The 20,326-nt window shown below is 63.1% G+C and carries 14 protein-coding genes; 2 read left to right on the forward strand and 12 right to left on the reverse strand.

Going from position 1 to position 20,326, the window contains the following annotated elements; all coding sequences use genetic code 11:
* Nucleotides 1-8: 8 nt before the first annotated feature.
* Nucleotides 9-1,409: an aminoacyl-tRNA deacylase and HDOD domain-containing protein gene (locus tag ACWNZ1_RS11285; protein WP_256453924.1), complete on the forward strand. Its 1,401-nt coding sequence runs from the start codon at nucleotides 9-11 to the stop codon at nucleotides 1,407-1,409.
* A gap of 166 nt (nucleotides 1,410-1,575) precedes the next feature.
* Here ACWNZ1_RS11285 and ACWNZ1_RS11290 read toward each other — a convergent pair whose 3' ends face one another.
* On the reverse strand, nucleotides 1,576-2,931 hold the full coding sequence (locus ACWNZ1_RS11290; protein ID WP_256453925.1) for a hypothetical protein: 1,356 nt from the start codon (nucleotides 2,929-2,931) through the stop codon (nucleotides 1,576-1,578).
* A gap of 134 nt (nucleotides 2,932-3,065) precedes the next feature.
* The gene (locus tag ACWNZ1_RS11295; RefSeq protein ID WP_135847790.1) at nucleotides 3,066-3,449 is read right to left on the reverse strand and encodes a helicase; all 384 of its coding nucleotides are present in this window, start codon (nucleotides 3,447-3,449) and stop codon (nucleotides 3,066-3,068) included.
* A 525-nt stretch (nucleotides 3,450-3,974) separates the two neighbouring features.
* On the opposite strand from ACWNZ1_RS11295, the gene ACWNZ1_RS11300 reads away from it, so the two are divergent.
* Nucleotides 3,975-4,355 (forward strand): DUF6124 family protein, encoded by a 381-nt coding sequence (locus tag ACWNZ1_RS11300; RefSeq protein WP_256453926.1) that lies wholly within the window; start codon nucleotides 3,975-3,977, stop codon nucleotides 4,353-4,355.
* Between the two features lie 708 nt (nucleotides 4,356-5,063).
* Here the strand turns inward: ACWNZ1_RS11300 and tagQ are convergent.
* The 10 genes from tagQ to tssK form a co-directional block, all read right to left on the reverse strand.
* Complete coding sequence (tagQ, locus tag ACWNZ1_RS11305) at nucleotides 5,064-6,005, reverse strand: type VI secretion system-associated lipoprotein TagQ (RefSeq protein ID WP_456027631.1); 942 nt, start codon at nucleotides 6,003-6,005, stop codon at nucleotides 5,064-5,066.
* An 86-nt stretch (nucleotides 6,006-6,091) separates the two neighbouring features.
* Nucleotides 6,092-7,819, reverse strand: coding sequence for a formylglycine-generating enzyme family protein (locus ACWNZ1_RS11310; protein WP_425343021.1), 1,728 nt, complete (start codon nucleotides 7,817-7,819; stop codon nucleotides 6,092-6,094).
* Nucleotides 7,812-9,008 carry an ABC transporter permease gene (locus tag ACWNZ1_RS11315; RefSeq protein WP_135847795.1) on the reverse strand — a complete coding sequence of 399 codons (1,197 nt, stop codon included), beginning with the start codon at nucleotides 9,006-9,008 and terminating at the stop codon, nucleotides 7,812-7,814. Before ACWNZ1_RS11315 ends, ACWNZ1_RS11310 begins: the two co-directional genes overlap by 8 nt.
* The gene (locus ACWNZ1_RS11320) at nucleotides 9,008-9,724 is read right to left on the reverse strand and encodes an ABC transporter ATP-binding protein (protein WP_135847796.1); all 717 of its coding nucleotides are present in this window, start codon (nucleotides 9,722-9,724) and stop codon (nucleotides 9,008-9,010) included. Before ACWNZ1_RS11320 ends, ACWNZ1_RS11315 begins: the two co-directional genes overlap by 1 nt.
* The gene (locus ACWNZ1_RS11325) at nucleotides 9,724-12,792 is read right to left on the reverse strand and encodes a serine/threonine-protein kinase (protein ID WP_320109828.1); all 3,069 of its coding nucleotides are present in this window, start codon (nucleotides 12,790-12,792) and stop codon (nucleotides 9,724-9,726) included. The genes ACWNZ1_RS11320 and ACWNZ1_RS11325 overlap by 1 nt, the downstream gene beginning before the upstream one ends.
* Nucleotides 12,789-13,520, reverse strand: coding sequence for a PP2C family protein-serine/threonine phosphatase (locus ACWNZ1_RS11330; RefSeq protein ID WP_135847798.1), 732 nt, complete (start codon nucleotides 13,518-13,520; stop codon nucleotides 12,789-12,791). The genes ACWNZ1_RS11325 and ACWNZ1_RS11330 overlap by 4 nt, the downstream gene beginning before the upstream one ends.
* Nucleotides 13,521-14,174: a type VI secretion system-associated protein TagF gene (tagF, locus tag ACWNZ1_RS11335; protein ID WP_456027632.1), complete on the reverse strand. Its 654-nt coding sequence runs from the start codon at nucleotides 14,172-14,174 to the stop codon at nucleotides 13,521-13,523.
* Nucleotides 14,171-17,671, reverse strand: coding sequence for a type VI secretion system membrane subunit TssM (tssM, locus tag ACWNZ1_RS11340; RefSeq protein ID WP_135847800.1), 3,501 nt, complete (start codon nucleotides 17,669-17,671; stop codon nucleotides 14,171-14,173). The genes tagF and tssM overlap by 4 nt, the downstream gene beginning before the upstream one ends.
* Nucleotides 17,668-18,978, reverse strand: coding sequence for a DotU family type VI secretion system protein (locus ACWNZ1_RS11345; RefSeq protein WP_135847801.1), 1,311 nt, complete (start codon nucleotides 18,976-18,978; stop codon nucleotides 17,668-17,670). The genes tssM and ACWNZ1_RS11345 overlap by 4 nt, the downstream gene beginning before the upstream one ends.
* 6 nt (nucleotides 18,979-18,984) lie before the next feature.
* Nucleotides 18,985-20,319: a type VI secretion system baseplate subunit TssK gene (gene tssK, locus ACWNZ1_RS11350; RefSeq protein WP_135847802.1), complete on the reverse strand. Its 1,335-nt coding sequence runs from the start codon at nucleotides 20,317-20,319 to the stop codon at nucleotides 18,985-18,987.
* Nucleotides 20,320-20,326 lie beyond the last annotated feature (7 nt).

The following is a 20,326-nucleotide window of genomic DNA, read 5'->3' on the forward strand; positions in this document are numbered from 1 at the left end:
TACAGACCATGACTGAAGCTGCCCTCGTCCCCGACTCCCCGCACGCTCCGTCTGTTATTCGGCTGTTGCTCGAGAAACTGGGCATCGCCTTTGACGAAATTATCGAACGACCGGGCCTGAACCCTGCCCGCAAAGTACAGGCCGTTCTGCTGCACGATGCCGTTGGCGCGCTCATGGTGCTGTTTCCACAAAGCCAGCTGCTAGACCTCAACCGCCTGGCCGAACTCACCGGTCGCAAGCTCACGGCGGTGCCTACCGACCGCCTGGAACGCATGCTTGGCAAACACAGCCTGAGCCTGCTGCCCGGCCTGCCGGCGCTGACCAGTTCCCCCTGCCTGTATGAAGAAAGCCTGCTGCGTGAACCGAAGCTGCTGATCAACTCGGGCGAGCCGGGGCTGCTGCTGGAAGTCACCAGCGAAGCGTTCAAGACCATGCTCACCAAAGCCAGCGCCGCGACATTTGGCGAAGCCGTGAGCAACATCACACCCAACCTGGACCGCCCGCACGACGACCGCGCGGAAATCACCCAGGCCGTCCAGGCGTTTACCGCGCGGCGTATCCAGCAACGCCTGGAAGAAACCATCGAGATCCCACCGCTGGCCGAAACCGCGCAAAAAATCATCAAGTTGCGGGTCGACCCTGACGCGACCATCGACGACATCACCGGCGTCGTGGAAACCGACCCGGCCCTGGCCGCGCAAGTAGTGAGCTGGGCCGCATCGCCCTACTACGCCTCGCCGGGCAAGATTCGTTCAGTGGAAGACGCCATCGTCCGGGTCCTGGGCTTCGACCTGGTGATCAACCTGGCGCTGGGCCTGGCCTTGGGCAAGACCCTGAGCCTGCCCAAGGACCACCCGCAACACACCACACCGTACTGGCACCAGTCGATCTACACTGCCGCCGTTATCGAAGGCCTGACCCGCGCCATGCCTCGGGCCGAGCGCCCCGAAGGTGGCCTGACCTATCTGTCCGGCCTGCTGCACAACTTCGGCTACCTGTTGCTGGCCCACGTGTTCCCGCCGCACTTCTCGCTGATCTGCCGGCACCTGGAAGTCAACCCGCACCTGTGCCACAGCTACGTAGAACAGCACCTGCTGGGCATCAGTCGCGAACAGATCGGCGCCTGGCTGATGCGCTACTGGGACATGCCCGACGAACTGGCCACCGCCCTGCGCTTCCAGCACGACCCACACTACGACGGCGAATACGCCGCCTACCCGAACCTGGTCTGCCTGGCCGTGCGCCTGCTGCGCTCGCGCGGTATCGGCTCCGGTCCGGACGAGGAAATTCCCGATGCATTGCTCGAACGCGTAGGCCTGTCTCGGGACAAGGTCAATGACGTGGTCAGCAAAGTGCTCGAGGCTGAAGTGTTGTTGCGGGAACTGGCTTCGCAGTTCAGCCACGGCTAAAAACGGCTCCGTGTCAGGCGGACGAGCTCTTGTGGCAAGGGAGCTTGCTCCCGCTTGACTGCGCAGCGGTCGCAAAACCAGCTGACGCGATCCTCCAGGAAGGCTGCATATACCCATTTGGAGGTCGCTTCGCAGCCCAGCGGGAGCAAGTCCCTCGCCAGTTAGCTTAAGCCAGATAGCGGATCACCCAACCGCCCGCAGCATAAGCCCAGGGCTTAGCCTCCACCCACGTCAACCCGCACACGACAATCCGCCCATCCTTCATGATCGTCATGTCTTCCAAGCTCTCATACGTTTCATCTTCGTCGAAAACGATAAAACCGGTGCCGTTGAACGTCTGATCCAGAGAACCGTCAGAACGAAAACGTGCCGTTAGCGCTGTCGCCTCCTCAGTGGCGAACCCCCTGCCGGTAGTACCAGCGACGATGATCGAACCATCCGCCTGCAATGCACAACGCCGCCATTTCAAGCCTTGGGGCACGAGTGTGGAGAACAAAGGCTGTCCGCGATTGAAGTTGAAATCGAAAAATCCGCCGCTGGTTAAAACGAACATCAAGCCATTGTAAATACCATCGCGCAGAGCCTCGCCTATCGCGACGATACTGCCATCAATCTCTCTTACCTCAATAGCCTCCATGTATATGCTATTAGAGCTGCGCACCGTCACAGTCCCGCCATTGAAACTTCTATCGAGGCGTCCCATTTCATCGAAACGGGTCACATAAACACCTCGGGAATCGGGAGATCTCAATCTATAGTCACCACATACCAATACTTTTCCATCTGCCTGAACGGCAACAGTCTCAGTATAATTCTCGTCATAGGCGATACCTTCGAGCTCGACAATCGCAAAGCCAAGACCGTTAAACGTATAGTCGGTAGAACCATCTGAGTTAAGGCGAAGCACGATCCCTTTCGTCTGACCGGATTCAGTACTTACACCACCGGCCAAAAAAATTTTCCCATCCAATTGCTGGACCGCAGAGGCTCCTTTACTACCCGAGCCCCATGGTGCCCCCGCGGAGGACTCTTCGTTATCCCATCCAGGTACGCGCCTTCCTACTCCAACATACTTGGGGTTGCCCATACTGCCGTAAGGAAGCAGACGCACACCTTTTTCACCGAAGGACTCATCCAACTGCCCATCCTCGCGGTGCCGCACGACATACAGGCCACCGTCGGCGATCGTCGTGTACTGTCCCATTACCAACCACCCGCCATCGCTCAGTCTGCAGAGTTCCCTGACGTCCAGTTGAGCCCCTTCTATATAAATCTCGACAAGCCCGGACCCGTTTCCACCAAAGTCTATGTCGAGTGAGCCATCCTCGTTCAGCCTGGCTATAGCGGTAGGGGCGTTTACTCCTGATAAATGAATGGCGACCAGTAATTTTCTTTCAGGTAACTCCAGGACAGCTACGGTATGGAATCCGGAAATCTCGGGTATCGGGAACTTCAGTATTCCCCCGCTGGCGAAACTCGGGTCCAGAGTGCCCGCTGTCGCGGCGCGTGTTGGGTGAGTCATGATTTCCGCTCCTTTGAGGTGTATGCAACGCCCCCTAATGGAGCCCCCAAACGCGCGTCTTTACACCTGTAAGGAATGACAGGTCGAGCTATCTTTTGGAGATAAGGCACAGGCCGGTTAGACCAACTCACTAATCAAGCCTTAGGCTTAGCCTTCTTCGGCTTCAAATACTTGGTCAGCCCCTGGAACCAGATCACCAGCGCCGGGTTGCCCTTGATCTGGATCGACTTGTCCTGAATCCCCGTCATGAACGCCAGTTGCTTGTTCTTGGCCTGCATCGTGGCAAAACCATAGGCGGCGTCCTTGAAGGCGATGGCGAAGGCAGGCTCCGGGTAAGTGCCGGACCGGCTGGTGATGCGCTGGTTTTTCACGGTGAAATGCCGCGCGACCTTGCCGTCCAGGGTTTGCAGTTGAAACACCAGTTCCTTATCGCCCAACTGCTGCTGGAACGCCGGATTGGTCCGGCTGGCCTTGCCCATCAACAACCCCAGCATCCACAGCAGAAAACGAAATTTCATGGGCACCGCCTCGTGAGAAAAGATCAATGGCGGGCAGTTTAGCGATTCTTCAGCGCAACGCCATCATCGGATCGCTTTAGCGGAAGATCAGCTTGTTTTCGCGAAAGATGACTGCCAAGTCACAAAACCAAAAATCAAAAGATCGCAGCTTTTGGCAGCTCCTACATCGATTTCCGTAGGAGCTGCCGAAGGCTGCGATCTTTTGACCCTTTTTCCCCGCCAAACCCTCGGACATTTCCTTCAACACGCCGGGCTGTTCATGAACTAGGCGCGCTGGGCATGGGCCGCTAACCTTTGTTCGTCATCGCAAAAAACGGTGACACGGACGTGCAAGTCCGAACTGGTACGCAATTGGTTATGGCTATTGACCGAGCATTTTTTTATGCTCGCGTCCGTTATGGCAATTGTGCGTGGGAGACCTTCGGGTCTGCCGGCGGTACCAGACCGGTCTTGCACACCTACGTACAGTTGCCACCTCTTCGAATGCAAGCGAAAGGATGTCGACCCCAACTCTGGTACATAAATATGGTCAAGCCTTCACCGAATCCGCCGCAAAGCGGCCACAAATCCCGCGTCGAAAACCTCGAAGCTAAAAAACTCGACGATGCCGCCACCCGCGCCCTCGATTACTACCTCAACCCCCAACCCTCCCCGCCCGAACCCGACAAAAACCAGCTCTTCATCGTCTCGCCTCACATAGACACCGAAACCCTGCTGGCCAACGCCTCCGAAGACCTGCAATCAATCAGCACCATCGCCGCCGACCTGGCTGACGACGTGGATGACTCACGCCGCTGCATCGCCCTGGCAATCAGCCGCATGGCCGATGGGGTTCAGTTGCTGGTTGAGCGGGCGTTGGATCATTTGGAGACAAAGGAGGTGGTGACGCCTGGCGCCAAGGCATAGAGCCTTGCATTGATGCAGGCTGAGCCGACGCCATCGCGAGCAAGCTTTGCTCCCACAGGTCCTGCTCAAACAGATCTGAGGGGTGTACGACCGGGAGAGCCAGGCCGGCTGTCAGGCCGCCTCGCGGTGGACGTTGATTTCGGGGCCCCGTTAACCACGATGGCCGAACGCAGGTATTGCGCAGTGGGCATCCCGGCATGGATGCCGGGATAGCCGCGCTGGGCCATGGATGGCCCTTCGCGGCGGGCCCACGGAGCAATGCCTGCGTTCGGGCATGCCGAGCCTAGGCGAGGCACCGAGTGGTGGGGCAGAAGCGCTTTGGTTACTTTCGCGCTTTTCGAAAGTGACCCGCTGTAAGAGCGGAACCATAAGTGGCCGTTACCGCAGCAATGGATATGTACCCGGTCAACAAAATCCTGGCCGACTGTCAGGCCGCCATCGCGAGCAAGCTCGCTCCCACAATTGGATCGGGGTACAACCGGGAGAGACAGGCCGGCTGTCAGGCCGCCTCGCGAGCAAGCTTTGCTCCCACAGGGGACTGGAGGTTGGCGCGAATATTCGAGCCAGCACAAAACAAAAGTGGGAGCGAGCTTGCTCGCGATGGCGGTGCGTCAGTCGACATCAAGGCCAACTGAACCAACGCCATCGCGAGCAAGCTCGCCCCCACAGGTTTTAGTGGCTGATCAATGATCAGCCACAGTCACTCAATCAAACATTCGGGCAAGGAACCGGTGCCCAGTCGCCCAGGTCCGGGTTTTTGCACATGCTGTTGACCTGAGTGGTACCAGCGCTGGCAACCTGCTTGCTTTCATCCTGCTTGGCCTTGGCGGTCAACAGGGTTTTCTCGGTGGTGACCGCTTCTTTCGGCACGGGTGGCAGCTCTTTCTTCTTCGCCGGTTGTACGATCTTGTTCTTTTTCTTGGTGCTGGTCTGAGCCACAACCGGCGTAGTGTCAGCAGTCGCCACGGTCACCACGTCAGTACGCTGCACACCCACTTGCTGCAGGTCCTTCTCATAGGCCTGGGTGTAGTTGTTCAGGTCTTCGGACGCTTTGCCGTTGACCGCAACGATCAGGTCGTTCGACTCTTTCAGGCCGGAGACGATTTCTGCCAGGCGCTTGCGACCTTCAGTATCGTTGACGGTCTTGGCCTTGCGGTCGGCAACCAGTTTGCTGAACGCGTTCTGGTAGCACTGCTGCGACGTCCGGGCGTAAGCGGTGCTGCGGTCGATATCGGAGACGCTTTTGTTGACGTCGGCGGCGTAGGACGCAATGCGCTGGTTGTCATCGGCGATCTGCTTCTGGCGCTCGGTGTAGTAACCGGCTGCACCACCGGCCAGGGCGCCGCCAGCAGCACCGATGGCCGCGTTGCGACCACGGTCTTCCTTGTCGGCGGTCAGAGCGCCCAGCAGCGCACCACCGACCGCGCCAACGGCTGCGCCGGTGACCACGGACTTGGTCATGTTGCCCTCGGTGGAGCGCAAGTGCTGCACCGGCTCGTAGCAGTTCGGGTAGTACTCGACCTTGGTGCTCGAGGCGACCTTGGAGGTCGGCGACGTGGCGCAGCCAGTCAGTACGGTGCTGAAGCCGACAGCGACCATCAGCAAGTGACGCTTGGAAACCGAAGCAAAAGGTTTACGGGAGAAAAGCATAGTTGTGTTCTCGTTTTAAGTTTTGACCAGCTCAGCACAGCCCCATCGCCGCCTGAGTCCCTTCCAAGCTCGCTGACAACGAATGCTCAGGACCGCTGAGCGTTCGATGCGAGCAATTCCTTCAATATCGCCGCCGGGTCGGCGCGTTTTTGCTGACGATAGTCCCCGACATGACGAACGAATAACGTGGCGCGCGCCACCAGGCTCTTGCCCAGTACCGGCTTGCGCTCCAACTCTTCCTTGATGCGTTGAAACTGCGCCTGGATCACCGCATCGGTGTAACGCGTGCCGGTGGCCAGGTTGTCGATATAAATCGCCACCGCGCCGTCCAGGGCACTGCGACCATTGTCGATGGCCGTGGCAAACAGCTGGGCGCTGGCCTCGTCCTTGGCGTCCAGGGCAACTTGCCGACTGTTCTGCAGATTGGTCAGGCGAATGTTGTAGTTGTTGACGGTCTCGGCCACCAAGGCCGACGACTGGATCAGGTTGCCCGCCGCTTCTTCGCGCTGCTGGGCGATGAGCGAGACGTTGCGCTTGAGCTCTTCGTTGACCAACCCCAACTCGGCTTGCAGGCGCGGGTCGACGCTGGCGGCGATGATGCTGTCCAGGCGCTTGGTCGGGTCTTCGGCGTCGTCGATAGCATCGGTCAGCGACGCCAGCCGGCCTTCTTTTTGCCACTGGGCAAACAATTCCTTGTAGCGCGAACGCGGCGCCGACAACGCCCCGACCGCCACGCGAAAGCCGGTGGTTTCATTGCTTTGCTCGGTGCCGTCGGCAGTGAACAACGGGTACTCGCGGCGCATGCCGGTGAACAGCGTGCCCTCGCCTTCCAGGTAGTTGCCGCCCTTGACCACGAAGCCGCCGTAAGCGCCCTGGCGGCGGCCGGCATGCACCAATTGGAAGGATTCCTGGACCATTTCGGCGGCGTTGCCGACCACGTCGAACAGACCGATAGGGTTCGGCAGCTTGGTGCCGATGGGCATCAGCCGCGCGGCTTGGCCGGTGCCGCCGGCGACTTGGTTGAACACCGCCCAATCGGCCAGCGGCCCGTCGCTTTCACTGCCTTCCAGGCGCCGGGGAAAGAGCCGCCCTTCCAGGTCCTGGCGGCTGACGGCCTGGCCGCCCCGGGCGGCGAATTCCCACTCCACTTCCGTCGGCAAGCGCACAAAACCCAGCCCACCGTCTTCGGCGGAGGTGCCGCGACCGCTCACCGGCAGCAGGTCCTTGTGGTACTTCATCAGCCAAGCGCTGTACACCGCCGAGAAACGCTCAGCTTCGAACTTCGACAGTTTCACCTTGGGCAAACGCCCGGCCACGCCTTGGGGCAAATCGGCTTGCAAGGTTTCACAGGCCGGCGCCGCTTCGCCGCTGGCCAGCGATTGCGCCTGGGCCATGACCTGGGCGTATTGCCGGGCCGTAACCTCGTACTTGCCGATGAAGTACAGCATCGGCTTGAGCGGCGTCTTGGCGTCGGTCTTGGGCATCACCGGCGTGATGGTTTTGTTCCAGTCCTTGGGCAGATCCTTGAGGGTGAACTGGCCGTTGATGAAGTCGCGCCGGTAACCGGAAATGAACGACTGCTGGTAACCGGCCTCGCCTTCGCTGAACGGATAACCGAGGCTGATTTCACGGTCGTCCAGGGTGCCCTGGGCGAGGATGTAGACGTAACGGAACACCATCTGCCCTTCGCACGGCAGCGGCAGGCTGACGTCATCGGGCAACGGCTTGGGGTTGTCGAGCTTGTCGCTGCCTTCATCGGCCCAGACCATGCTGGCCAGGCTCAGCGCCACGGCGGCGCCCAATAACTTATACATCGCGAATTCCTTCACACGCCTGGATGCGCGCCACCCGCCAACCGCCACACGCCGCCGCCACGGCGCTGACGCCGAGCACGGCCAGCAGGGCCAAGGTGTAGTGACGCGCCAGCAGATGGCTGGCGTACTCGCCTGGCGACTGCGCAAATAAATGATTGAGACCCGACTGCGCCAGGCCATACAGCCCGGCACTCAACAGGGCCGCAAAGGTGGCACTGTAGAGCGCCTGCAACACCACAAACAACAACAGCGCCGCCGTGGAAACCCCCAGCAGGCGCAGCACCGACAGCTCTCGACGCTTACGCTCGACCGCCGCCAGGGCACCGGCAAAAATCGCCGCGAAGGCCCCGGCCAACGCCAACCCGGCGATGATCCAGAACACGATCGACAGATTGCGGCTCAACGATTGCACTTGTGCGATGGTCTGGGCCTGAGTCGACACCAGCAGGTTCTGCGCTGCGAAATACTGGCGCAGCGGCTCCACATCGTCGAGGCTGCGGGCGTACAGACGAAACGCCGGATAGACCCGTTGCCCGCTCACGCCCACCGCATCGCCCGGCCAGTTGAACGCCGGCACAGCGCGGCCGTCGCGGTAATCCTCTGCCGCCTCCAACAGCGCCAGCGGTGCGAACAAGCCGTCCCGGGCGAAGGCTTCCAGCGGCAGCACGTGCAGCACCTGCACGCGGGTGCGCTGCGCCTCACTGCGACCGGCTACCTGCCGACCGAAACTGGCCTGCAACCAATCGCCAGACTTGGCGCCGAGTTTTTCCGCGGCGGTCTGGCTGAGCACCACTTGGTCCAACCCCTGAGGCAACGGCAAGCGCTCGAGCAACGGATCGCCCGCGGCGGTGGGGATCATTTCCACGGTGACAGCCGAAGCGTCGCCGCTCAAATCAGCGGTCGCGGCGATTTGCCGGGTGCGCGGCAAAGCGAAGGCCACGTCACTGCGCAGGGCCAATTGTTCGATGAATCCGGCGCTGAAGCGACCGCCGCCCAAGGGGATGATTTCCCGGGTCGCCGGGTCGTTCTGCAGGCGTTCGGTGAGGCTGCTGACCAGGCCGAACTTCAGGCCGAACAACACCAGCAACGGCGCCACCACCGCCACCAGGGCCAGCACCGAACAGGCCGACAGCCAGGCATCGTTGCGGTAATCCTGCCAGGCCAGGGAAGCCACCAGCGCGCCGCGCATCAGCAAGCCTCCCCGAGGGTGGCGGTGACGCCGCCATCGACGTCGCGCCGGCAACTGATGCGGCGCACCTGCAAACCGCTGGCGCGGGCCAGCGCCTCGTCATGGGTGGCGACCACACAGCACACACCGTGCTCGCGGGCCTGGGCCACCAGCAACTGCATGACGCGCTCGGCGTTCAGCGGGTCGAGGGCAGCGGTCGGCTCATCCGCCAACAACAGCCGCGGAGCATGGGCCAGGGCCCGGGCACAGCTGACCCGCTGGCGTTGGCCGACGGACAAGTCCGCCGGTTTCTTGTCCAGTTGATCGGCAATATCCAACTGCCCAGCCAGGCGCGTCACGCTGCCGTCATCCTTCAAACCCAACAGTTTTCGCGACAACTCGATGTTGCCGCGCACGTCCAGAAAGCCCAACAGGCCGCCGGTTTGCAAAACATAACCCAGGTGACGACTGCGCAGGTCAGCCAAGGTGCCCTGTTGCGACGCACGCCACAATTTGGCGATGTCCAGCGGCGCATTGGCAGGCGTGAAGTCGAACCGCCCGGCCTGATCCGGCGCCAGTACCAACGCCAGCAGATCCAGCAAGGTGCTCTTGCCACAGCCACTGGGCCCGACCACCGCCAGTTGTTCACCGCCACGCAATTGCAGCCGTGGAATCACCAGGCTGTAGCGCTGGCTGCCGGCGCCCCGGCTTTTGTGCACTGCGCTCATGTCCAGCATCACGGCAGCGTCGACAATGGAACGCGGTACAAGGCGTCACCCGGTTCGGCATCGCCGAAACGCACCCAGTTTGCCAAGTCGTTGTGGAAGGTCTCGTAGAGACGGATTTTCGAATCCAGCTCGTCGATGAAGTCTTCCTGCTCCGCCACGCTCAAGGACAGCCACAAATCCTGGGTCATGTTCAGCGACTTGCTGCGGTACGGCAGCCCTTCGAGGTACTCGCCGAGGATCCCGCCATCGGCCAGGTTGCCGCCTTTGCGCAAGGCTGACGGGTCGCGGCTCATGTAGGCGCTGGCGCTGGCGATTTCCTGGAAGAAATCCTTGGGCGAACTCTGGGTCTTGCGGGCCGCGTCGACGATCAGCTTGAGCGATTGCTGCAAGTCGTTGAGTTGCAGCTTGGTCAGCATCACGCAGACCTGGAACGCCGGCAGCGCCGGATTGGTCAGGTCGCGGTCGGCAGTCCAGGCACTGACCAGTTGCGGGGCCTGGCTGGCGGATTTACGCCCCAAAAAGTCCATGTGCATGGCATAGCCGACCGCCGCCGATTTGTCGGCCAGGCTCGGTGCGGCGCTCAGCAGCGGCACGGCTTGCGGCTTGTTGCTGCGCACCTGGTGCACCAGGTTGGCGAACACCGAGCCGATCTCGTCGACACGCTCGCCGAACTTGCGCACATCGGCGCCCGGCACCGGAATGTACAGGTCACCGATCTGCGGGTTGGCGTCGGCGGTCAGGGTGCGGTATTGGCTCTGGGCACCGCCGTGGGTTTTCTTGCCGGCGTCGCTGAGCAGGTGCAACGCGTAGATCTTGATCTGCTTGCCCAGCGCCGCCTGGCGCACTTCGGCCTCGTTCATTTGCGTGGCGGCAAACGGATCGTTCTTGCGCAAGGCGCCAGCGTCGGTGACCAACAGGATCAAGCGCCCGCCGTAACCGGACCAGTCCATGCCTTCGACGGCTTCCATGACCCCGGCAAACGCATCTTCGTTGAACGAATGGCTCGATACCGTGGACGCCTTGACCTGCCGCGCCAACTCCATGAAGCGTTGCGGGTCGCGGCCCTGTTCCAGGGTGATCAGGGTCTTGGCGACGTATTCCAGGCCGGGGGTTTTCTTGATGCTGCTGCGGAAACCCACCATGCCGAAGCTGACGCTGTCCAACTCGCCACGCTCGGCGATGCGGGTCTGCAGCTCGTGGACCACATCGCGGACCTGGTCGATGTAGGGCTGCATCGACACGGTGGTGTCCACCACCAGCACCACGGCGGTGCGGAACGCGTCGGCGTTGGCGGTGGTGATGGGCGTGTTGGTCGCCGCCCTTGGCGTGTTACCCGGGTCGATAGACGCCACATTCAGCAACTGCACCGGTTGGCCGTTCTCATCGAGGCTCTCGCGGGAATCGAAGATCGGCAACAGGTAGAACTGGTTTTGCGGCACAGCGCTGGCGGCCGGTTCCAGGGCCAGTACTTGCTGGTCCTCTTGCGGGCTCTGCTGGGCCTTGAGCAGCACGTTCTTGGCCGCCGAAGGGTTAGCCAGCAGCTTTTCCACTTCGCCGGGCTGACGCAGGAACATCACCGGCGCACGGCCGGAACGTTCGGTGAATTTGAGCACCAGGCTTTGCTTCCAGTCGCTGACCTGGGCGGCCGGCAACCAGCCGTCGCTGCGCCCGTCCGTGGCGGCGCCGACCCGCACCCATGCACTGCCGTCGACGTCCTTGCGCTGATACACGTACAGTACGGAAAACGCCGGCAGCGCCTTGCCCGGTGCCGCACCTGGCGCATCGGCGAGCTTCGCCCCCGGTTTGCTGAGCACGCGCTGGAACAGGGTTTTCTTGCCGGCCATCAACAGCGGACGCTGGCCGCCGTCGGCCTCGGTCGCTACCGGTGGTTGAGCAGGCGGTTTGACCCCGGGTACTTGCGGAGTCTTCGGCGGCGAAACTTCAGGGGGTTTCACCGTCGAGGTCGAGGCCGTCGGCGGCTTCGCGGGCTTTTCAGCATCACCGGACAACCACCAATAACCCGCACCACCCAACGCCAGCGCCACGGCCACCGCAACGGCGGCGAGGGCGAACACCGGCCCCTTGCGCTGCTCCGACACCGAGGACTGAGGCGTCGGTTTTACCGGCGGCGGAACGGGCTTGGACTGTGGTTGGGGTTGCGCCGGTCCGGTGGGAATGTCGATGGACATCGGCGTCAAACCCGCCAAGTCGTCGCCCGCCGACTTCGTCGAAACAGGCAGCGGCAACGGCCGGATCAGCGTCGCTTCCGATTCTTGGGGCAGGTTATCCAGCGCCCGCAGCAACGCCGCCGCATCCGGGAAACGCTCCGCCGGATCCTTCGCCAACAGCTTGCGCAACACGTCCTGGTAACGGCCATGGTGCACCGGCAATTCCGGCAGTGGTTCGGTCAGATGCGCCAACGCCGTGGACAGTGCGTCGTTACCGGTATACGGCAGTTTGCCGACAAGAATTTCGTAGAGCACCACGCCGAGGGCGTACAGGTCGGCGCGGCCATCGATGTCCTGCCCACGGGCCTGTTCCGGGCTCATGTAGCTGGGCGTGCCGACCGCGAAACCGGCCTGGGTGAATTGGGTGCGGTCGTCCAGGGACTTGGCGATGCCGAAGTCCGAGAGCACCGCCGTGCCGTCGGCACGGAACAGAATGTTGGCTGGCTTGACGTCGCGGTGGACCAGGCCCAGCCCATGGGCATAACCCAGGGCCGAAGCGATCTGGCGAATGTAGATCAGGCCCTGCTCCGGCGTCAGGCCGGCGGCGATGCGCTCCTTGAGCGTGCCGTTGGGCAGGTACTCCATCGCCATGTAATACAGTTCACCGACATTGCCGATGTCATGGATGGTGACGGTGTGCGGGTGCGACAAGCGCGCCAGGGTCTTGCCTTCGCGCAGGAAACGCTCGCAGAACGTCGGGTCGGCGGCCAGCGCCGCCGCCATGACTTTCAACGCGACCTTGCGCTCCAGGGAGCGCTGGGTCGCCAGGTAGACGCTGGCCATCGCACCTTCACCGATCGGCCCTTCGATGTCGTAGCCGGGGATGACAATGTTCAGGGTCAAGCTCATGACGGCACCTTCACGACAACCACGGTGATGTTGTCCGGCGCGCCGCGCATCAGGCCCAGGGACACCAGGCTGCTGGCGATTTCGCCGGGCTCGTCGTGGCTCAACACTTCGCGGATTTCGTCGTCCTCGACGGTCTTGGTCAGCCCGTCGCTGCACAGCAGGTAGCTGTCGCCGGGGACCAACAGCAACTCGGCCATCGCCAGGTTCAGTTGCGCCTCGACGCCAATGGCCCGGGTGACGATGTTGGCCCGTGGATGCACCCGCGCTTCGGCTTCGCTGAGCAGGCCGCTGTCCTGCAGGTCCTGAACGTAGCTGTGATCGCGAGAGACGCCTTCGAGCACGCCGTCGCGCAGGCGATACAAGCGACTGTCACCGGCCCACAGGCACATGCCGCGCAGGTCGCGGGTGGCCAATACCACCACGGTGCTGCCCATCATGGTCACGCCACGGTTGGCGGTTTCCTCCCGCACGGCGGCGTTGACCCGCAGCAGGTCGCTTTGCAGCGCCGCGACGTATTCGTCCAGCGAGCGGCCCACGGCGATGCTGCGCAGGCTGTCGACGATCAGGCTGCTGACGTAGTCGCCCGCCGCGTGCCCACCCATGCCATCGGCGACCACCCACAGGCCGTTTTCCGGCAGGTCCAGGCAGGCGTCTTCGTTGACCTGGCGGACCATGCCGACGTGGCTCTTGCTTGCAGACTTGAATGCTTTTCCGGCACTTGGACGCATCTACACAACACCCTCTTGGCCGAGCAAAAATTGGGCAAAATCAGCGGCGGCCGGCAGGCCCTGGCAGCGCATCAAACCGGGCGCGATGCGCTCCGAACCCTGGCCCCACCACAGGCTGACGCCTTCGCAGGCCGACTCGGCCAGGGCAGACATGCGTCGTTGCGGGTCAGTGGCATCGAAGCGATGCAGGCTGGCAAACCGACTGCTGGGGGTGCGTGGCAGATGCTGCGGGCTACCCAGGTTTTCCAGTTCTGCGCCGAAGGCCTCGAAACTGGCCTCCACGCTCAACGTGCTCAGCAACAGGTTCTCCACCCGTTCGAACCAGTCGTCCGCACCGCCCACCACCGACGCGGGGTCCGCGTCGGGCTCCAGCAGCACCGCAACGGTCAGCGGAAAATAGCGGCCGACCCGGTCGATGCTCGGCATCACCACGCCGACGGCGGCGTCCGGTCCACAGACCCCGGGCGCGACCATGAAGCGCCACAACGGGCTGACCAGATAGGCATCCAGCCAGCGCTCGCCGAGGCTGGTCTGGCTGGCGAGCAAACCCGCCGCCAGCCACGAGTCCCACGGGCTGATAAAGCTCTGCGGCAAACCACGGCTGACGAAATCGCCACGGCTGGCCAACTTTCCGTAGAAGCCCGGCGTACTCATAGCCGCTCCGGCAGGCTGAAGCCGCTGAGCACCCGGCTCTTGAAGGGGTTGAAGGCGCTGTTGGCGCGCAACTCGTAAGAGGCGCTGGCGCCATCGACCCGCAGCCGCAGGTTGAAGCGATCCGGCGAGTTGCCGGCGGTCAGGTCCGATTGTTCCAGCAGTCGGAACCAGGCCCATGGCCCATCCAGAGTGATGCCGGAGCGACCGCTGGAGGAAGGCGGCATGATCGAGATCCGCACCACGCCAATGCTGCCCGGATTGGGCCATTGCATGGCGGTCGGACGGCTCGGGCCGTGGTCGTAGCTCAACTGTTGGCCGTCGAGGTCGAGCAGAAATTGGGTGATGGTCGAGTCCATCGCCACCGGTTTGAGCTCGAAACGCACCATCGGCTGGGTGCCGCCGGAACGGAAGAACGCATCGCGGATGGTCGCCGCCCGCTGGAAGGTCTGCAGCACGCCTGGGGCGATGCCGAGCTTCTGCGCCGCGCCCGGCTGCCAGCGCCAGGTCGGGGTCGAGGTGTCGACGTAGGGTTGCAGGTACTTGCGGAAGTAATTGTCCATGACTCCGCCAACCCCGAAGAACTGACCGAAGTCATCCAGGGTCGCGTCCCGCGCACTGCCCGGCGACATCGGGTAACGCCCGGCCAGGGACTGACGGTAGATGTTCACCACTTCGCTGGTCCAGGCGGCGTTCAGTTGATTGCGCACCCCACCCATCATGCTGTTGGTGGTGGAGTTGACCACCGACTTGACCAGGCCCTGCACCAGCGGCGGCTGGCGTTCAGCATTGAGGCTGACGCGGGTGGCGGCGGCCGATGCCTGGTTCTTGGCTTCACCGAGCAAGGCATCGCCGCTGGCTCCGACCATGGCGCTGACCTGCACGTACAAGGCGTTCATGTCGGCCAGCAGGCCATCGATGGCCGCCGGTTCGCCTTCTTGCTTACTGACGATGCTGTTGAGCTCGGCGAAGTGCGCGGTGATCGGATCATCGCTGGTCGCCGGTGCGTTTGAGCTCGCCTGCTCCTGGCCGAGCAAACTGCCCAGGCGCTCCTTGAGCTTGTCCACGCCACCCTCCACCGGCGCACCTTGGGCGGCCAGCAGGCGTTCATCCTGTTGCAGGTCGGTTTCCTTCGCCACAGCCACCAGCAGCTTCTTCAACGGCGAGCTCGGGCCGGAAAGCACCCGCAACACATCGGCGGCCTGGGCCACGCTGGTGATCGGCACGAAGTCGATATCCGCCAGCAAGGCGTCCCATTGACGCTGATAGTCCTGGAAGTACAGGCGACGCACATCGGCGGCCAGGCTGGCGACGTTCTGCTGATCGGCCTGTTCGTGACCCAGCACCCACTGCTCCTCGGCCAGGGTGCCGGTCTGGCTCAGGCTGGTGAGCAGGAAGCCCTGGCGGTAGCCCTTGACGGTGAAGAAGCCGCTCAAAGGCTCGCCCAACGGCTTGCCGCTCTTGCGGCTGAACACCAGCGCCGCGTCACGCCCGGCGGCTTCGTTGATGCGGAAATCCGGTACGCCTTCAGGCAGTTTCTGGCGTTTGATCCGGTCGTAGACACGCTGGGCCACGGGCAATTGTTGCAACTGCCGGCGCAGGTCTTCGATCAGGCGTGGGTCCAGGCGCGCAGTCGGTGGACGCCGCTCGAACAGCGATTGCAGATGCGCGGTCAAGGCCGCACGTTGCTCTGCCGGCAAGTCTCGCGGCAGGCTGCGGTCCCAATCCAGGGCGATCCAGGCCTTGATGAAATCGGCATCGTAGTGCTCGTTGTCGGCGAGCATCAGGTAGGCCTTCAAGCCCTCGTAGAGGAAGTCCGAATTACCGCCGCTGTGCAGCTGTTCTTCGATGCGGGTCAGCAGCCGTGGGGCGAACACCGCGATCAGCAACTTGCGATAGACGCTGCCGGACTCGGCTTCGAGCATGTCGCCCTGGTACAGCCCCAGACCTTCAGCCCAGTCAGGCGCATCATCGGCCAAGTGCTTCACGGCATTGAGCAATGGCAGCACCGTCAGCACATCGCGCTGGGCCGGGCTGAGGTTTTGCACGGTCTGGCCCAACGGCGCGACCTTCTGGTCGACCTGGGTGATGTAGGCCTGGTTGGCGCGGTAGCTGACCCACCACAACGTGCTGACCACCAACACCAGCACCACGGTGGAGGCCAGTACGCCCCGGGCGATCCACTTGCGTCGACGCTCGACTTTCGGATCGACGCCCACCAGCCCGCGCTCGGCGAAGGCCACGGCGGTGAAGAGTTTTTCGATGAAGTAACTGCGCCCGGTGCCGGTCTGGCGCGCCAGGTGCTGGCGGTCCAGGTTCATGCTCTGGGCCATGGAACCGATCAGGCGGTCGATCGGGCTGCCTTCCTGGGTGCCACTGGTGAAATACACACCGCGCAGCAACACGCGCTCTTCGAAGGCGTTGGGTTTGAACACGCCTTCGAGGAAGCTTTGCAGGCAATCTTTCAAGGCGCCGAATTGCTGCGGGAAGCCGTAGATCAGATCGCGCCGCGCCGGATCACGCTCTTGCTGCAAGCGCTCGACCAAGCGGTCGTTGAGGCGTTGCTCAAGGCCGGTGAATTCGCTTTGCAGGTGCGCCAGCGGGCTGTCGTTGCTCTTGCCATCGTCCAGGGCGAAGGTCATGCCCCAGACCTGGGCGCGCTCTTCCTTGCTCAGGGTATCGAAATACTCCATGAACCCGGGCACCAGGTCGAGCTTGGTGAGCATCAGGTAGATCGGGAAGCGCACGCCCAATTGGGTGTACAACTCCTGGATCCGCAAGCGAATCGCGGCGGCATGGGCGGCACGCTCGGCGTCGCTGCCCAGCAACAGGTCGGACAGGCTGATGGCGATGAACGCACCGTCAATCGGGCGCCGGGCCCGTTGTTTTTTCAGCAGGCCAAGGAAGCCCAGCCACGCGGCCTTGTCGACGGTCGCGTCACTGTCCTGGGTGGTGTAGCGGCCGGCGGTGTCGAGCAGGACGGCCTGGTCGGTGAACCACCAATCACAATTGCGCGTGCCGCCCACGCCGCGCACCGCACCGGCGCCCAGTTGCGCGGCCAGCGGGAAATGCAGCCCGGAATTCACCAGCGCCGTGGTCTTGCCCGAACCCGGCGGGCCGATGATCACGTACCACGGCAACTCGTAGAGGTTGCGACGCTCATCACCGCCCAGCTTGGCTTTCTTGAGCAGGGTCAGGGCTTCGTCCATGCGCTGGCGCAGGGTTTCGAGCTCTTCGGCAGTGGCGATGCTGCTGGGGTCGGGCGGGGTTTGCGCGGCCAGGCTGCGCATCACTTCGGCGGCCTGACGGCGAGCCTGGATGATGCGTAGCACCCGGTAGGCGATCCACACCGCGAACACCAGAATGATCAATGCCCAGCGCCGGCCTTCGGGCACCAGCCACTCCAACAGCGGGCCGACGAACCAGATGATCAGGCTCAGGGCAATCAGCCCCAGCAACGGAATGACCCAGCGGGTCATAAAACTGAAAAACGCCTTCACTCGACCCCCTCCGCCAATACTGTGATTTCAACCCGACGATTGCGCGCACGCCCCTCTGTGGTGGCGTTGGACGCCAGCGGCTCGGTGTCGCTGCGACCTTCCGCGCTGAAGCGCTCAGGCTGGCCGGTCTTGGCCGAGAGAATCTCCAGCACCGACCTGGCCCGCGCCTCGGACAAGGCCCAGTTGGACGGGAACCTGAGGGTGGCGATCGGTCGATTGTCGCTGTGGCCGGTCACCAGAACCTGGCCCTTGACCTTGCGCACCGCATCGGCAATGCGCAGCATCAACGGCTGGAAATCGTCCTTGATGCTGGCGCTGCCGGAGGCGAACAGTTCATCGCCACGGATGGTCACCACCGAGCGGTCAACGGCGTCTTCCACCGCAATCCGGCCGGCCCTGATTTCATCGGCGAGGAAACCGGCCAGGCGTGGCCGTTCGATCACCTTCGGTTGCACCACGGGACGGTCGATGGTCTGTACCGGGATTTCACCCAGGAAGTGAATGTTCTTGAACACCGGTTCGGCATCGGAGGCCAGCTTCATACGCAGACCGAACAGCAGCGCCAGCAGCAGCGCCGCGCCGATGGCCACGGCGATCCACGGCGGCATGAATTGCGCGAGCCGATCGCGGGCCACCGTGACACCGCGCCAGTGCGGCGACAGCTCACGCTCGTAGTCGCCACGGGCACTGCGGATCACGCCCGCGGTGCGCTCACGCAACGCTTCCAATTGGCTGCGACCGTCGTTCATCACCCGGTAGCGCCCCTCGAAACCCAGGCACATGCACAGGTACAACAGCTCCAGTAGATACAAGCGCTCACGCGGGCTTTGCAGGCAATGCTCCAGCAGCTGGAAGACCTTCTCGCCGCCCCAGGCTTCGTTGTGCACGGTGATCAACAGGCTCTGCTTGCCCCAGTCGCTGGTGCCACCCCACGGCGTGCTCAACACCGCTTCATCGAGGGCGGTGCACAAGGCGTAGCGGGCCAGCAACACTTCGTTGCGCACCACGCCGGCGGCCTCGGCGCGTTCTTCGAACTGGCGCAGGTAGGCCAGCAGTTGCGCGCGCAAACTGGCCGGGGCCGGGTGAGCAATGGTGCTGCGCAGGCGCGTCAGCAGGGCCAACAGCGGGCCGGCGGCGCTCTCCAAGGGATTGAGGCCCTGGGCTTTGCCCGTCAGGACCGGCGCGGCCGGCATCGACAGTGGTGCCGGCGCAGGCGTCGGCTGTGGGCGACCAGCGTCCGGGCGGAAGGGATCTCCACCGCGGCCACCGGGGGTTGGCATGAACTGGGTACGATCGTCGTTGCTCATCGCGGTTTATCCTCGGATCGCCCAGAAAGCCAGGTTCAGCCCTGGGAACTGGCCGGCGATGTGGAACGCAAAGCCGCCGGAGTTGCTCAGTTGCTGCCAGTGGTCGCTGCCCCGGTCGAGTTCGTAGTAGGTAGAACCGGCGTGGTACGGCAACTGGCGTGGCGCCACTGGCAATGGCAGCAGGCCGATGCCTGGCAGTTGCAGGTTGACCAGGTCGCGGATGTGCTCCACCGAACCGACCTTGCTCTGCTGGCCGAAGCGGCCGCGCAGGGTTTCGGCCGGGACGTCGGCGCGCACCACCAGGATGAAACTGGCGCTGTCGAGCAGGGTCTTGTCGGCCAGCATCGCCACGTGGATGCCGTAGGCTTTCTCGACAATCGGAATCGGCGTGGCCCTGCTGTCGATCAGCATCGACAGGGCTTCGCGCAGGGCCTGCATCACCGGCGCGTAACTGAGTGCCAGATCATCGTGCTGGTATTGCGGGTACTCCTGCGGTCGTCGCCCGGAAGCGGTGAACGTGGAGAACTCGCCGGCCAGGCTCACCAGCTCGCTGTAGAACCGTTCGGGGTGCAAAGGGCTCAACTGGCTCAGGTGCTGGATCAGCGGTTGAGCGCGGTTGACCAGTTGCAGCAGCATGAAATCAGCGATCTCCGAAGCACCACCGGCACCGGAAGCCACCACCCGCCCGGCGAGGGCTTCGCCGCGTTGATGGAGCAGGCCCAGCAGTTCGCTGCGAAACGCCGCCAACGGTTTGGAAGCGATCACGTCCAGCAGCGGCGGGATGTAGCTGTCGTCGAGCACCAGGGCGCGGTCGGCACGTTTTTCCTTGATGCGCACCACACCGACGGCGGCGTAGTCACCGATGCCATCCTGAGCGGTCAAAAGGCGCAACGCCCGGGAGCCCAGGGCCACCGGCGCACGGTTTTCGAACGGTGCGTTGTCGTCGCGCACTTCGCTCACCTGGCTGACGTAGCGCGCCGCGCCCAGGGCTTCGCCTTCATCCACGGTGTCACGGGCGCCGGCACGCTTGAGCGGCAAGGCCAGGTACACCAGGCCATCGCGCAGGTTGTCGTCGACGTTCAGCGGTGTGGGCGCCAGGTCATCCTGGGGAATGTTGAACGGCGTGCCGTCCGGCAGCAGGCCGCGCGCCGAGATAATCGCCAGCTTGCCCTGGGCCAGCAGGCCCTGGTCGATCAGCAATTCGGAAAAACCCCAGGCGCCGGCCGACAACGGGCGGCTGCGAGCGTCAATGAGGTTTTCCAGGTAACGGTCGTGCTGCTGGAAGTGCTGCGTTCCAATGAACATGCCTTCCGACCAGACCACGCGATTATTCCAGGACATGGGGGCT

The sequence above is a fragment of the Pseudomonas sp. CFBP 5748 genome, assembly GCF_053850495.1.

Bases quoted from the DNA above. Each gene is read 5' to 3' on its own strand.
- ACWNZ1_RS11285 (WP_256453924.1), top strand. From the start codon at position 9: ATGACTGAAGCTGCCCTCGTCCCCGACTCCCCGCACGCTCCGTCTGTT.
- ACWNZ1_RS11290 (WP_256453925.1), bottom strand. From the start codon at position 2,931: ATGACTCACCCAACACGCGCCGCGACAGCGGGCACTCTGGACCCGAGT.
- ACWNZ1_RS11295 (WP_135847790.1), bottom strand. From the start codon at position 3,449: ATGAAATTTCGTTTTCTGCTGTGGATGCTGGGGTTGTTGATGGGCAAG.
- ACWNZ1_RS11300 (WP_256453926.1), top strand. From the start codon at position 3,975: ATGGTCAAGCCTTCACCGAATCCGCCGCAAAGCGGCCACAAATCCCGC.
- tagQ (WP_456027631.1), bottom strand. From the start codon at position 6,005: ATGCTTTTCTCCCGTAAACCTTTTGCTTCGGTTTCCAAGCGTCACTTG.
- ACWNZ1_RS11310 (WP_425343021.1), bottom strand. From the start codon at position 7,819: ATGTATAAGTTATTGGGCGCCGCCGTGGCGCTGAGCCTGGCCAGCATG.
- ACWNZ1_RS11315 (WP_135847795.1), bottom strand. From the start codon at position 9,008: ATGCGCGGCGCGCTGGTGGCTTCCCTGGCCTGGCAGGATTACCGCAAC.
- ACWNZ1_RS11320 (WP_135847796.1), bottom strand. From the start codon at position 9,724: ATGCTGGACATGAGCGCAGTGCACAAAAGCCGGGGCGCCGGCAGCCAG.
- ACWNZ1_RS11325 (WP_320109828.1), bottom strand. From the start codon at position 12,792: ATGAGCTTGACCCTGAACATTGTCATCCCCGGCTACGACATCGAAGGG.
- ACWNZ1_RS11330 (WP_135847798.1), bottom strand. From the start codon at position 13,520: ATGCGTCCAAGTGCCGGAAAAGCATTCAAGTCTGCAAGCAAGAGCCAC.
- tagF (WP_456027632.1), bottom strand. From the start codon at position 14,174: ATGAGTACGCCGGGCTTCTACGGAAAGTTGGCCAGCCGTGGCGATTTC.
- ACWNZ1_RS11345 (WP_135847801.1), bottom strand. From the start codon at position 18,978: ATGAGCAACGACGATCGTACCCAGTTCATGCCAACCCCCGGTGGCCGC.
- tssK (WP_135847802.1), bottom strand. From the start codon at position 20,319: ATGTCCTGGAATAATCGCGTGGTCTGGTCGGAAGGCATGTTCATTGGA.